General features: G+C 69.6%; 11 protein-coding genes and 1 pseudogene. 6 read left to right on the plus strand and 6 right to left on the minus strand.

From position 1 onward, the window contains the following. Positions 1 to 777 precede the first annotated feature (777 nt). A complete protein-coding gene (locus tag ACFE67_RS04575) occupies positions 778 to 1,068 on the minus strand; it encodes a hypothetical protein (RefSeq protein ID WP_375405690.1) in 291 nt (96 codons plus the stop codon). Between the two features lie 46 nt (positions 1,069 to 1,114). Here ACFE67_RS04575 and ACFE67_RS04580 point away from each other — a divergent pair. Together ACFE67_RS04580 and ACFE67_RS04585 are read left to right on the plus strand one after the other, a co-directional pair. Further along, positions 1,115 to 1,240 (plus strand): annotated as a pseudogene (locus tag ACFE67_RS04580) (UDP binding domain-containing protein); the annotation flags it as partial. A gap of 253 nt (positions 1,241 to 1,493) precedes the next feature. Continuing rightward, complete coding sequence (locus ACFE67_RS04585) at positions 1,494 to 1,736, plus strand: hypothetical protein (RefSeq protein WP_375405708.1); 243 nt, start codon at positions 1,494 to 1,496, stop codon at positions 1,734 to 1,736. A 147-nt stretch (positions 1,737 to 1,883) separates the two neighbouring features. Here the strand turns inward: ACFE67_RS04585 and ACFE67_RS04590 are convergent, their stop codons facing one another. From ACFE67_RS04590 to ACFE67_RS04610, 5 genes are all read right to left on the minus strand, one after another. After that, positions 1,884 to 2,735: an SGNH/GDSL hydrolase family protein gene (locus ACFE67_RS04590; RefSeq protein ID WP_375405691.1), complete on the minus strand. Its 852-nt coding sequence runs from the start codon at positions 2,733 to 2,735 to the stop codon at positions 1,884 to 1,886. Then, positions 2,732 to 3,757 (minus strand): NAD-dependent epimerase/dehydratase family protein, encoded by a 1,026-nt coding sequence (locus tag ACFE67_RS04595; RefSeq protein ID WP_375405692.1) that lies wholly within the window; start codon positions 3,755 to 3,757, stop codon positions 2,732 to 2,734. Before ACFE67_RS04595 ends, ACFE67_RS04590 begins: the two co-directional genes overlap by 4 nt. Beyond that, positions 3,754 to 4,578: a sugar phosphate nucleotidyltransferase gene (locus ACFE67_RS04600; RefSeq protein ID WP_375405693.1), complete on the minus strand. Its 825-nt coding sequence runs from the start codon at positions 4,576 to 4,578 to the stop codon at positions 3,754 to 3,756. Before ACFE67_RS04600 ends, ACFE67_RS04595 begins: the two co-directional genes overlap by 4 nt. Positions 4,579 to 4,663: 85 nt before the next feature. Next, positions 4,664 to 5,875: a DegT/DnrJ/EryC1/StrS family aminotransferase gene (locus tag ACFE67_RS04605; protein ID WP_375405694.1), complete on the minus strand. Its 1,212-nt coding sequence runs from the start codon at positions 5,873 to 5,875 to the stop codon at positions 4,664 to 4,666. 164 nt (positions 5,876 to 6,039) lie between these two features. After that, complete coding sequence (locus ACFE67_RS04610; protein WP_375405695.1) at positions 6,040 to 7,152, minus strand: glycosyltransferase; 1,113 nt, start codon at positions 7,150 to 7,152, stop codon at positions 6,040 to 6,042. 296 nt (positions 7,153 to 7,448) lie between these two features. Between ACFE67_RS04610 and ACFE67_RS04615 the strand changes: the two genes are divergently transcribed. The 4 genes from ACFE67_RS04615 to ACFE67_RS04630 all read left to right on the plus strand — a co-directional run bounded on the left by ACFE67_RS04615 (position 7,449) and on the right by ACFE67_RS04630 (position 13,100). Further along, positions 7,449 to 8,843 (plus strand): O-antigen ligase family protein, encoded by a 1,395-nt coding sequence (locus tag ACFE67_RS04615; RefSeq protein ID WP_375405696.1) that lies wholly within the window; start codon positions 7,449 to 7,451, stop codon positions 8,841 to 8,843. Positions 8,844 to 8,963: 120 nt separating this feature from the next. Beyond that, the gene (locus ACFE67_RS04620; protein WP_375405697.1) at positions 8,964 to 10,397 is read left to right on the plus strand and encodes a polysaccharide biosynthesis tyrosine autokinase; all 1,434 of its coding nucleotides are present in this window, start codon (positions 8,964 to 8,966) and stop codon (positions 10,395 to 10,397) included. Beyond that, complete coding sequence (locus ACFE67_RS04625) at positions 10,394 to 11,254, plus strand: WecB/TagA/CpsF family glycosyltransferase (protein ID WP_375405698.1); 861 nt, start codon at positions 10,394 to 10,396, stop codon at positions 11,252 to 11,254. Before ACFE67_RS04620 ends, ACFE67_RS04625 begins: the two co-directional genes overlap by 4 nt. Before the next feature lie 160 nt (positions 11,255 to 11,414). Then, positions 11,415 to 13,100, plus strand: a complete 1,686-nt coding sequence (locus tag ACFE67_RS04630; RefSeq protein ID WP_375405699.1) for a glycosyltransferase — start codon at positions 11,415 to 11,417, stop codon at positions 13,098 to 13,100. The last annotated feature ends 561 nt before the right edge of the window (positions 13,101 to 13,661 follow it).

Below are 13,661 nucleotides of genomic sequence, written 5' to 3' on the forward strand. Positions count from 1 at the left end.
CGGTGGTAGCCGACTCGTCGACAGGAACTGACGCTGAGATGACGATCTACGATGCTGCTTCCGATCAATTATGGGAGTTTTGGGAGATGAGGCAGAACGGAAATCGATGGTCTGCCTGCTGGGGGGGGCGCTTGGATAACGCGTCTCGTGGGCCCGGCGTATTTGCGGGCGGTTTCGGCGCTACGGCAACAGGCCTCCCGAATTCGGGAGGGATGGTGAGTTTAGCGGACGTCAAGGCGGGCGGGATCGATCCTGCTTTATCGCTTCAGGTGCCAAACGCTGCGCGAGGTGTGTTCAGCTGGCCCGCCCAGCGATCTGATGGAAGTGATGATTCACCATTCGCCATGCCGGAAGGAACGCGGCTTCGTCTGGATGCGAGAGTCGACGTCCACAAACTTGGATTATCGCCGATCGGTGTGATGATTGCTAAGGCCGCGCAGCGTTATGGGTTCATTGTGTCTGACAAGTCTGGTGCGGTCGCCGTCGTCGGTGAAGGTGTTGGTGCCGCTCCCGGGTCCTCTCAAGACCCTTGGCCAGCATTGACGAAGATGCCCGATTATGAGGTACTCAAAGGGTTCCCGTGGGCTTCGCTTCAAGTGTTACCTGGAGCATACGGTCGATAGGATATGTCGTTCGTGCTTACATCGTCTGGGTACGCTAATTAGCGGCGTTGCAGCAACACGCCGCAACCGGCAATATCTGCCACGCAGCGCGGTTCGCGCTTCAGCCGCAGGTCTGGTCCGAGATGCCGCCATAGCTGGAGCCGCTGCTGGCGAATCAGTCCTGGTGCTCGCTGGCCCGTACCACGACCGACTCGTCTGTGTGGTTGTGGTAGGAGCCCGCCACGGGCAGCGGGATGCCGACGTCGGGGAGCTCGCGGCACGTGATCGAGTGCGACGCAAGGATCGGGCGCTGGTGCCAAATGCCGGTATCGGTTTGGGTGGCGGACGCCCGGAGAACATCCGTGCGTTCCCTGCTCGCGTCGAGGAGCTTGGGCGCGACGAGTCGGCGGGGTTCCTGAAGCAAATCGACGACATCAACTTCCGGCTCCCCCAGTGCGGTCGACATTGGCGTCGAGACGCACGGCGTTCAGGTACGCCAAAAACGGGACACCGTGCTCGGGCCGGCGTTCAAGCCGGACTCCGATAACGTCGGTGACTCGTCCGCGCTCGACGTAGCCGTGCGGCTGAACGGCTGCGGCGCGGACGTGGTCGCGACGGACCCGGAGGCCATCTCGAGTTCGATCCGACTGCAGCCGCAGGCTCGCTGTCGGCCCGCTTCACGGTCGACGGGTCCGGTGTTGGGGGGACCCGGGTTCGGCGTGAACAATTCGAAGGAACTACCGTCTGCGACATCCTCACTCGGACAGCGCCTCCGCGATGGGATTCGCCTTCTGGCAGGCGTGTGGCGTTCGCCGCGTCGATTGCGTCATCGGCTCGGTTACGAGTCGGAAGCTGCTGGATCCCTTCGCCGCACGATCCGCGGTCCGGTCTGTGGCGCCGTACCTGCTCACCGACCGCGGGCTCGACTCCGGCTACCTCGGGCGGCTCGCGGTCTCGCTCCGCAGCGTTCGGAGCAGCGACGTCGTCGGGTCGACGGTGCCGACCAACGGCACGGGCACGGAGCAAGGGCAGTCGGTCGTGTACCTCGATGAGACCGCGGTCGCAGAGCTGGCGTCCCACCTCAAGAACGACTCGATGACGGGGTTCGACGCCTGCGCGGTCAGCATCTGCTGACCTCGCAGGTTGTTCACGCGGTCGATACACGTCGGCCTGGCGTCACGCGGAACCGATCCGGCGAGCCAGCATGAGATCTGCTGAGCCCGGGAGACGCGGCACGGACGCAGGGGAGTGCGGTGTTGAACGCCGCGTCCACCCGCTGAGTCAGATCCCGGTGGCCTTCATCACGGTCTGGGCCCAGAGCAGGCCTCCCTTCGCGTTCTCGTGCCGGTCGTCCTCGTAGAGCGGTGCGAGCGCCGGCTGGCTCGTGAACGCGTCGTACACGTCGATGACCCGCCAGCCGTGCTCTGTCGCGTACGCGAGCTCGTCGCTGGCGCGGGCCTCCTGCTCCGCTGCGGTGTCACTGCGGAAGGGGTTCTGGACCGTGTAGGCGAAGGGTGCCGTGCGGTACTTGAACCGGAGCGCGGAGATGAGGCCGTTCGTGTCGACGGCGATGTCCGGGCCGACGTTGTGGCCATGGTTGATGATGATGACGTCGGGCGTGATGCCCTTCGGGATCATCGTGCTCAGGTGGGCCCGCGAGTAGTCGGGTCCGCGGCCGGGCGCCGCCGCGTTCCAGATCGTGATCGCCGCACCGCCCGAGCCGATGGTCTTCGCCGGGTCGTACTGCAGCGACTCGTCGTTCCAGTCGTGCAGCACGACCTGACGCTTGCGCTCCAGGGAGACCTGCGTCGCGAACTGGTCGACCCATCGCTCGGGCCCGTAGCCTGTCGAGTCGCCGACGACCGCGACCGTCCAGGGCCGGCTGGTGTCCTTCAGGCGGTCGACCGCCTGGCTGAAGCTGGCGACCGGTGCCACCGTCGGCAGCGCCGGCGGCGTGTAGGCGCTGGCGGCCCGCTGCGCGGTCGCCTGCTCGGTGGAGGCCCGTGCCGCGGAGACCACGATGAGCACGAGCAGTGCCACGACCAGCACGGCGATCGCGACCACCCAATACCAGGCGACCCCGAGCACGGTGGCGTGCTCCCGCGGAACGGACTGACGGCCGTCGGAGGTCACGCGCGGGTCCAGAACAGCCGTCCGTCGACCTGGTTCGTCCTGATGAGGTGCTCGAGCTGCTTCAGGCGCGTGTGGCCACGGCCGGTGAACGTCGTCGCGTCCAGGTCGATGGAGGTGAACACGTCCGCGAGCTGCTTCGCGCCCGAGGTCGCGTCCCAGTCGCAGGAGAAGCCGGGCAGCTGGGCGTGGATCTTGTCGAATCGCACCTTGTAGCTGCGGTTGTCGCCGCCGTCCTGCCCGAAGCTGACGCTGCAGCCGGGGAACGCGTCGCCGACGATCTCCGCGATGTCGCGCACGCGGTAATTCTGCTCGTTCGATCCGACGTTGAACACCTCTGCGTGCACGGCGTCGCGCGGTGCAGTAAGAGCGAGACGGATGGCCTTCGCGATGTCCAGCCCGTGCACGAGCGGGCGCCACGGGGTGCCGTCGGAGATCATCGCGATCTCCTTCGTCGTGTAGGCGAGCCCCGCGAGGTTGTTCAGCACGATGTCGAAGCGCATCCGCGGGCTCGCGCCGAACGCGGTCGCGTTGCGCATGAACACGGGGGAGAAGGCGTCGTCCGCCAGCAGCGTTACGTCGCGCTCGACCAGCGCCTTGCACTCGGCGTACGCCGTCTGCGGGTTCGTCGGGCTCGTCTCGTCGACCTCGCCGTCCGCGACGCCGTAGACGCTGCAGGACGACATGTAGACGAAGCGCTGCACGCCGGCCTGCTTGGCGATCCTGGCCAGCCGGAGGGAGCCCTGGTGGTTCACCTCGCTCGTGATCGTGGGGGAGAGCTGGCCGAGCGGGTCGTTCGACAGCTCGGCCATGTGCACGACCGCGTCCGCGCCGGCGAGGTCCTCCACCGTCACGTCCCGGACGTCCTTCACCAGGGTGTCCGGGGTGTGGTCGAGGCCGTTGTAGAGCCAGCCGGCCTTGTAGAAGCCGGTGTCGATGCCGAGGACCTCGTGGCCCTCACGCAGCAGCTCGTTACCGACGAGGCAGCCGAGGTAGCCCTCGGTGCCCGTCACGACGACCTTCACCAGACTTTCCAGTCCGCACGGCCCTTGTCCCACAGGCCGTTGAGCTCGCTGTAGTCCCGGTAGGTGTCCATGCCCATCCAGAAGCCCTCGTGGCGGTAGATGCCGAGCTGGCCGTCCGCGGCGAGCTGCTGCAGAGGAGCACCCTCGAACATCAGGTCCACGTTGTCGGCCTCCACGTACTCGTCGACCATCTCCCGCTTGAAGGAGAAGAAGCCGCCCGAGACCCAGCCCTCGCCGAGCTTGGGCTTCTCGCTGAACTCGGAGACGACAGCGCCGTCCACCCGCATCTCGCCGTAGCGGCTGGTCGGGTGCACGCCGGTGACGGTGCCGATCAGGCCGGACTCCACGTGCTGGCGGAACTGCTCGAGCACGTTCACAGAGCCGATCCCGTCACCGTAGGTGAGCAGGAAGTAGGGCGCGTCGAGGTGCTGGGCGACGCGCTTCAGCCGTGCACCGGTACCGGAGGTGAGGCCGGTCTCGACGAGCGTGACCTCCCAGTCCTCGATGTCGCCGTCCCGATGCCAGTCCGGGGCGCTGTCCTGGCCCAGCCGGATCGTGAAGTCGCGGGAGAGGGTGCCGTAGTCGCGGAAGAACCGGCGGATGTCCTCGCCCTTGTAGCCGAGCGCGAGCACGAAGCGACGGAAGCCGTACGAGCCATACAGCTTCATGATGTGCCAGAGGATCGGCCGGCCGCCGATGTCGATCAGCGGCTTCGGCAGCTTGTCGCTGGCCTCACGGATCCGGGTCCCCATGCCACCGCAGAAGATGACGACGGGGATGTCGGCGGGATCGGGCATCCCGGCCTGGTCGAACGAGCTCATGCTTCCTCCAACGGAGCACTGACGCCGGGGACTGCTGCCGCGGCGGCGGAGTCGGGTGCCGTCGAGTGGTCGACGGCGGCGACGATCACGCGTGGACGGCGACGGCCTCGGCCAGCACGCCGGATCGGGTCTCGTCGTCGTAGAACCCGCGGATCGCCTGCACGACGCGGTCGATCGTCGCCTCGTCCATGTAGGAGTGCAGCGGGAGCGTCAGAACCTGGCCCGTCGCCTGCTCGGTGACGCTCAGGTCACCGCGGCGGCTGTCGGCGTAGAAGGTGAAGTTGTGCGCGCCCAGGAAGTGGATCCCGGTGCTGATGCCGCGCTCCTTCAGGTGCGCGATCAGTCGACCGCGCTCCTCGTCGTCGCGCACCCGGATCACGTAGATGTAGGGCGCGACACCCGTCCAGTCCGTGTCGAACAGACGCACGCCCGGCAGGTCGCGGAGGCCGCGGTCGTACGCGCGGCAGTAGTCCTGCCGGTTCGCGATGAACTCGTGGATGAGCCCGAGCTGCGCCAGGCCGATCGCGGCCGGCACGGAGCCGAGGTGGCAGCGGAAGCCCTGCCGCACGACGTCGAAGTCCCAGTTGCGCTGGTTCCGGTAGCGGGCGTCGGTATCCGAATCGATACCCAGCATCCGCAGCTCGTGGAGCGCCTGCACGTCCGTGGGGTCGCGCGTGATGATCGCGCCGCCCTCGAGCGTCGTGATGGTCTTGACCGGCCCGAAGCTGAAGCACGTGATGTCGCCGAACGAGCCGATCATGCGGCCGTCGCTGCGCGAGCCGAACGCGTGCGCTGCGTCTTCGATGATCCGCAGTCCGTGGCGGTCGGCGATCTCCATCAGCTCGTCGAGCTTGCAGGGCAGGCCGAGATAGTCGACGGCGAGGATCGCCTTCGTCGCCGGGGTGATGAGCTTCTCGACCTGGGCCGGATCGATGCAGAGCGTGTCCGGCTCCACGTCGCAGAAGACGATGGAGGCGCCGGTGCGGGTGATCGCCTGGTGACCGGCGACATAGGTGAAGGACGGCGCGATGACCTCGTCCCCCGGCTGCAGCCCGATGAGGTTCGCGGCCAGCGCGAGCGCCTCCGTGCACGAGTTCGTGGCGACGGCGTGACGGCCGTCGAGCTCGAGGAAGCGGTCGATCTCGTCCTCGAACTGCTGGCTGAGCCGGCCCATCCCGAGCCAACCCGCGTCCAGCGCGCCGTCGACCGCCTGGTGCACCTCGACTCCGAGGTGCGGGCGGTACACGGGGACAGGCGCGAGGCTCGTGTCGTCGGGCTGGATGAGAGCGTCGGGCATCACAGTTCCTAGGATCCGTCAAGAGGGGTGGGATCCGATCACGGCGGGTGACAGCGCGAAGCTGAGGGCGATCGGCAGGGCGCCCAGACTCTACGCTCGACGTGCCCAACCGCCGTCTCCCCAGAACGGGGGACAGCAGCACGGCCGAAGGCGGCCCTCGTTCCTCAGTCCCGGCCTCGGGCGGCGCGGCCTCGCGGCAGCGCGCGCGCCCTGCCGCGCCGGCGACGATCGGCGAGTGCCGCTCGGTACACCTCCGTCATCTGCTGCTTCAGGTGCGCCATCGAGAACTCGGTGGCGGCTGCCTGCTTCGCGCGGTCGGAGCTCGCGAGCCACGTCCGCTCGTCGGCCCAGAGTCCTTCGACGGAGGTCGCCCACTGCGTGATGACCTGGGGGTCGGTCCGGTCGCCGCGGAGCACGACGCCCATGCCGATGCGGTCGACGTCTTCCGTGATGTCGCCGCACTCGGTCGTCGCGATGGGGGTGCCGAGCGCCGCCGCCTCGAGCGTGACCATCGGGAAGCCCTCCCACCGCGAGGTGAGCACGAGCACTCCGGCCGTGGCGATCAGCTCGAGGGCGCGAGCGCGCTCCGGCATCTCCTCCCACGACACCACGTCCTGCAAGCCGAGCTGCTCGAGGCGGGCGGTGAACTCGTCGGAGAGCGGACCCTCGCCCACCCAGACGGCGGTGAAGTCGGGGTCCGCGTCCCGGAGCGCGCGCGCGAGGTTCAAGAACGTGAGCGGATCCTTCTGCTCGACCAGCCGCCCGACGGCCACCGCGACGAGCGGAGTCGGGCGGGGCCGCGGGTGCGGGCGCTCGAGGAGCGAAGGGGGTGCTGCGTTCCGGACGACGACCAGCGCGCTGCTCGCGAGCCTGGGATACCGCTCCCGCAGCGACTCCGCCACCGCGTTCGAGACCGCGACCACGGTCCTCCCGCGGAACGAGAGCAGCGGTCGGTCGTCGTAGAGGTTGTGCACATGCTCGATCGAGCGCCGCCGCAGGCCGGTCGCGAACGCGAGCACCCCGAGACCTCGGTAGTGGGAGTGCACGAGATCGAATCGGCGCATCAGGAAGGGCATGCTCCGCAGCGGGACGATGTGCACCGGGAGCCCGGTCTCCTGCACGCGATCCAGCCATGGCCCGGCCCGGAACGCGGCGAATTCGATGTCGAACCGGTCTCCGAGCAGCCGGGCGAAGTCGATCATCACGGTGGTGACGCCGCCGGAGCGGAACTCGTCGACGCAGAGCAGGACCCTGGGTCGCCGGGGCCCGTGCGCCATCACCGGCGGACCTCGTCGAGAGGGGTGTGCCGTCCCCCAGCACCCGCTTTCGAGTCGATCAGCACCGGTTCAGTGTAGGGAAGGGCTCGCGGAGCGATCCTCCGGCCGCAGTCGGCGCGGCTCCCCGCGCGCGGTGAGGAGCTCGCCGCGACCGCTCAGACGCCGTCGAATGCCCTGGTTTCCCGCGGCATCGTCGAACGATGTGTTCACGTTCTGATCATGCCGGAGGCCTTCAGAGCATTTGCCCCTCTGAACAGGGGCTTTCCATCTCGGGTCATCTCTGATGTCATCGACTCGTGACGACCGTCCGCGAACGTTCCGTGCTGCCGCTCCGCGACGGGGTCGGAACTCCGTCGACGACCGGGCCGATGTTGGCCGGTTCGCTGGCGATCGCGCTGCTGCTCTTCGGCACCCGGTGGGGCAGCTACATCGGCTACAACGGCGTCGTCCTCCTCAGTGACGTGCTGATGACGTTCGCGGTGCTCCGCACCGTCATCCGGTCCGCGCGTGGCAATGCCGCGCTGCGGCCAGACGTGTCGAGCCGTTCCGCACCGTGGGCCCTGGCAGCGCTCGGCGGCTACGCCGTGCTGCGCTTCGTGCTCGGCGGCGACTTCTCCTTCGCCGCCATCCGCGACGGCGCTCCGTACATCTATGTGCTGCTCGGCCTGCTCGGCTTCTACGCCGTCCGGCGTGCGACCGCGGCGCAGCGCGCACGCACGGCGAAGCTGTTCGTCGTCGCGCTCGCCGCCCACGCGATCTGGTACACGGTCGTGCTCGCCCTGCCGGACCTGCCGACCTACCTGCCGCTGCTGAACGAGACGCAGGGCGTCTACGTCTTCAGCCAGCGTCCGGACGTCGACTGCGCGTTGATCGGCGTGCTCGCGGCCTATCTGCTGTGGCGCGCACTGCGCTTTCGGCGGTACGTGCCGCTGCTCGTGGTCCTCTACATCGCCTGCTGGCTGCCCATCGCGCTCTCCCTCAGTCGAGCCGGCCTGCTCGGCGCGGTGGTCGCGAGCGGGTTCGTGCTGCTGCTCATGCTGACGGACCGTCGTCGACCTCCGCTCAACCGGATCGCGGTGGGGTTCGTCGTCGTGGTGGCTGCGCTGCTCGGTGCCGGCCTGGTGCTCAGCTCCGACGTCGGTAGCAAGTTCATCGCCACCGTCGACCCGACCGCCGGCACCGCGGCGACCAACGAGGGCGAGATCGGCCAGGGCACGGCCCGAGCGCGGTCGAACGCCTGGAACCACCTCGTCGCCTGGGACTTCGAAGACGCCGGCCGCGCGACCGTCGGCGTCGGGTTCGGGCCGGACTTCCTCCGCGATTCCGGTTCGACCGTCCTGCTCGTCGGCGCAGCGCTCGACGAGGACGTCACGCCGCGCTCGCCGCACAACTACTGGCTGGGCTCGCTGTCCCGCCTCGGCACGATCGGCCTCGCGCTGCTCGTCGCCACGATCGCCATCACCCTCTGGCGCGCCTGGCGCAGTCGCTCCCTGCTGCGTGAGGACGGCTTCGCGCTGATCGTGGCCTCGATCGTGTACTCCCTGATCCTGCCCGCCAGCTTCGGCGTGGTGCTCGAGTCGCCGTTCGGGGCGATGCCGTTCTGGTGGAGCGTGGGGTGCGTGCTCGGTCTCGCGACCATGGCGTCCGCTCGTCCGCCCAAGTCCGGGCGACCCGGCTTCATCCGCCGCTGACCGCCCCTAAAGGGGGATACCCGTTCGTGACAACCGACCCGTACTGTTTCGACGGTTCCCGGCCACCCACCGGAACACGTCGACTCACCCGAACGACGACTCTCACTCAGGAGGCATGCCTTGGAGTTCCGTGACTACCTGAACGTGCTCACGCGCAGCTGGCCGGTGATCATCGTGCTCGCGCTGGTCGGCGCTCTGGGAGGCCTCGGCTTCGCCGAACTCCGCCCCGCGACCTACGAGTCCACCGCCCGCGCCATCGTCTCGACGCCGCCGGCGGAGAACGTCGGCGACCTCGGCGGAGCGCTGACCTTCGGCCAGCAGGCCGTCAGCGGCTACGCCGACCTCGCCACCACCGCGCTCGTGCTGCAGCCGGTCATCGACAGCCTCAAGCTCGACACCACGGTCGCTCAGCTCGCTCGTGACGTCGACGTCGTGCCGGTCACCGACCAGGCGGCGCTGTCCGTCTCCGTGCAGGCCTCGACACCGGCCGGTTCGGCGCGAGTCGCCAACGCCATCGTCGCCCAGCTCGCTTCCGCCGTGTCGGACCTCACCGGTGCCGACGCGGACGCGACAGGCGTCGAGCTGCTGGCCGTCGACCCCGCCGTGGCTCCTGCTGCACCCGCCGGCCCTCCGGCCTGGCTGCTCGCGGTCGGCGGTCTCCTCATCGGTCTCGTCATCGCGCTCGGCATCGGCCTCGCCCGTGAGCTGTTCGACACCCGTGTCCGCACCCCGCAGGATCTGGCGCGGGTCACCGACACCGCAGTCCTCGGCACCACCATCCGCGACGCCGCCGCCCACCGCCGCCCGCTTGTCGTCCGCGACGCCGCCGGCAGCCGCCGGGCCGAGGACTACCGCACCGTCCGGAGCAACCTCGGTTTCGCCGGACTGGACGAGAGCAAGCCCTCGATCGTGGTCACCTCGGCGCTCGCCGGCGAGGGCAAGTCCACCGCCGCCGCGAACCTGGCGCTCACCGTGGCCGACCTCGGCCGACGCGTGCTGCTCGTCGACGGCGACCTCCGCCGGCCCGGGCTGGCGAAGCTGCTCGGCATCGACGGGACGACCGGCCTCGCCGACGTCCTGGTCGGGGGAGCGACGTTCGAGCAGGCCGTGCAGCGATCGGTCGCCGACGCGATCGACGTGCTGCCCGCCGGCACGCTGCCGTCGAACCCGAACGAGCTCGCTCAGAGCGCTGCGATGGACGAGTTCCTCGACCTCGTCGCCGCCGAGTACGACCTCGTCATCATCGACACGCCGCCGCTGCTCGCGGTGTCCGACGCCGCCGTGCTGAGCCAGCGGGTGGGCGGGACCGTGGTGGTCGCCGCAGCCAACCGCGTGAAGCGCGCGCAGCTCGACTCGGCGCTCGCCGTGCTCGACCGCGCCGACGCGCGGGTGCTGGGCACCGTCCTGACCATGGTCTCGAACCGGGACGCCGAGCAGTCCGCCGTCCGATACGCGCAGGGACCCCAGGGCCCCGGCAGCGAGTCGAGCGCCGGCGCGTCCACCGCGACCGTCCGCATCAGCCGCCCCGCCGACCAGCAGCGGAGCGCGTGGTGAGCGCGCTGGACGAGTCACCGAAGATGAACATCGACGAACCGGAACCGCAGAGCCTGCGGAAGTCCTGGGCCGACCTGGTCCAGCCGATCGCCGGGCTGCCGTTCGTGGCGCGCGCGCCTCGAGAGGCCGCGATGGACGTCGCGATCGCAGCGATCGAGCCCAACCGGACCCACGGCGACCACGTGCACCTCGCGAACGCCTACTCGGTGTCGCTCGCGTCGACCGAGCCCGACGTCGCAGCGGTCTTCGAAGACCGCCGCGGCTGGCTGCTGCCCGACGGCAAGCCGATCACGTGGGTCTCTTCGCTCCGCGGCGGCACGAACCGGCTGCACCAGGTCCGTGGGCCCCAGTTCATGCTCGACGTGATCGACGTCGGCCGTCAGGTGGAGCTGCGGCACTTCCTGCTGGGCGGCAGCCCCGAGGTGCTCGAGCGACTGCGCGAGAACCTGGCGAAGGACTTCCCGGGCGTCATCGTCGTCGGGGCCGAGTCCCCGCCGTTCAGGTCGCCGACCAAGCAGGAGCTGATCGAGCGCGACGCGCGCATCCGGGCATCCGGAGCGCAGGTCGTCTGGGTCGGTCTCGGCACGCCGAAGCAGGATTTCGAGGCTGAGCGCATCGCTCGCTCGCTGCCCATCGTCTCGGTGGCGGTCGGCGCAGCGTTCGACTACGCGGCCGGCACCCTCGTGCCGGCCCCGCACTGGGTCTCCGCGATCGGCTTCGAGTGGCTGTGGCGGTTCGCCGCCGAGCCCCGTCGGCTGTGGCGTCGCTACACGGTGGGGAACGCGCTCTTCCTGCTCGCGGTCGTCCGCCCGCGTCGTCAGCGGCACCGCGAGTTCGCCCTGCACCGTCACCACTGAGTCCCCGTCCCCACGACGTCGTCGTCCCGCGACGCGTCTTCCCCTGACGCGTCTTCACCCGACGCGTCGTCCCCATACGCGTCCGGCCCAAACGCGTCCGGCGCAACGCGTGCCGTCGCGGCCTGCGACGTCTACCGTACGTTCGGAAGGAGGTTGCTGCGTGCGCGACACCCATGCTCGACGCGTCGTCGTGATCAGCCAGCTGCCCCCTCCGGTGCACGGCTCCACGATCATGACGCGGCACTTCCTCGACGCGATGCGGGCGATCGGGACGAGCGCGCGGCTCGTCGATCGCCGCTTCAGCAGATCGGCCGACGAGGTCGGCCGGGCGAGCGGCGGCAAGGCGCTCGCGGTCCCGTCCCTGGTCTCCCGGTTGCTCGCGGCGACGCGTCGACGGCCCGCCGCAGCGATCCTCTTCATCACCAACCGGCCTGGCTCGTTCCTCGTGGACTCTCTGCTGGTGAGGCTGCTGAAGGGACGGGGCGTGCCGCTGGTCCTCTACGTGCACACGGTCGGCTTCGCCGGCCTGGCGGCGCGCGGAGGTGCCTGGAAGCGCCTCGTCCGATCGACGCTGGATGCGGGTGACCGGGTCGTCGTGCTGGGCGATCGCCTCGTGCACGATGTCGCAGCGTTTGTACCGCCCGCGCGCATCCGCGTCGTCCCCAACACCGCAGGCCAGGTGCCGGCCGCGCAAGCGACGACCCTCGCTCAGGGCGGATCGTCGGCCTGCGTGCTCTTCCTCTCCAATCTGCTGCCGGAGAAGGGCGTCGACGACTTCATCGGGGTGGCCGCCTCCCTCGTCGAACGCGCTCCCTCCGTCGACTGGCGGTTCCGCATCGCCGGTGCGGGCTCGCCCGAACGCATCGGGGAGATCTCGCGCCATCTCGATCGCGCCGGCATCGCCGACCGCACCGAGCTGCTCGGCGCGGTCGACGTCGACGACAAGTGGCGCGTCCTGCGCGAGGCGTCCGTCCTGGTCTTCCCGTCCCGGTACCCGTATGAGGCGCAGCCGCTCACGATCGTCGAGTCGCTCTCCGTGGGCACCCCGGTCGTCGCCTACGACATCGGCGGCATCGGCGACCTGGTCGGCGAGCACGTCGGCGCGCTCGTGCCGGCCGGGGATCGACCTGCGATGGTCGACGCGCTGCTCGCGCTCGAGCAGGACGGCACGCTCGGCGGGCGCCGGAGGGAGAGCGTGCTCGAGCACGCAGCGCGCAGCCACTCCGCAGCGGCCTACGCGGGCGCGTGGCGCGGGGTACTCGACGAGGTGTCCGCCCCCATCGCCTCGCAGTCGGAATCCGTCGACGACGGCTTCGCGGGTGACTTCGCCAGCTTCGTGCGCCTCGTGCGGGAGGACTGGCGCGCGAACCCCCGCGACTTCAAGCCCAGGACGGTGCTCCTCGGATTCCGCTTCGCGCAGCTCGCCATGGGTTCGCGCGATCGTCTCCGCCTCCGCGCCGTGCTGCCGGTCGCGCTCTACCGCGCATGGACGGAGTGGGGGTACGGCCTCGAGCTCCGACCCAAGACCCGGATCGGCGGCGGACTCACGATCTACCACGGCTTCGCGCTGGTCGTGAACGATCACACCGTGATCGGGCGCGGTGTCGTCCTGCGCAACGGCGTCACGATCGGGAACCGCGAGAGCGACGGCGGCAGCCCCCGCATCGGGAACGATGTGCAGATCGGCGCCGGCGCCATCCTGCTCGGGCCGATCACCATCGGCGATGGCGCTCGCGTCGGCGCGGGCGCTGTCGTCCTGCACGATGTGCCGGCGGGCGCCGCGGTCGTCGGCAATCCGGCGAGGATCGTGTCCGAAGCACCCGTTCCGGACGGAACCGGTCGGTGAAGACGCCGTCCAAGGTGCTGGCGGGCTTGTTCGACGCCGGCGCCGCAGCGGCGAGCACGTTCCTCGCCGGACTCACCGCGATCCGCGATCTCGAGGGCAACGTCCTCGCCCTCTACGTGCTCTTCTTCTCCGCGACCCTGGTGGCGATGTCGCTGCCCAGGCAGCTCGTGTTCGTCCCGTCCGAGCTGAAGGCGAACCTCCAGCCGACCGTGGTCGCGCCCGCGGTCTCCCGGGACGGGCTCCGCGCCGTCCCCATCGACGCGCTCACCGCTCTGCTCGTCGCGGTGAGCGGCGCCTCGCTGTTCGGTCGAGTCCCGCTCTCGTCGTACCTCGCGCTCGCCATCACCGCCGCCGCCTTCGCGGTGCTCTCGCCGCTGCAGGACCACCTGCGCAGCGCACTGCACCTGGTCGGCAGGCACTGGTCGGCCGCCACGTGTTCCCTCGTCGTGCTGGCGGTCGTCGCGACGGTCGCGATCGACGCCCTGCTCGCGCCGCCGGCGTCGGGTGCGGAACTGCTGCCGTTCGGCGCCCTGTTCCTCGGGAAAGCGATCTCGATGGGCG

Source organism: uncultured Amnibacterium sp., from assembly GCF_964244015.1.
In the GTDB taxonomy this organism is placed as follows: domain Bacteria; phylum Actinomycetota; class Actinomycetes; order Actinomycetales; family Microbacteriaceae; genus Amnibacterium.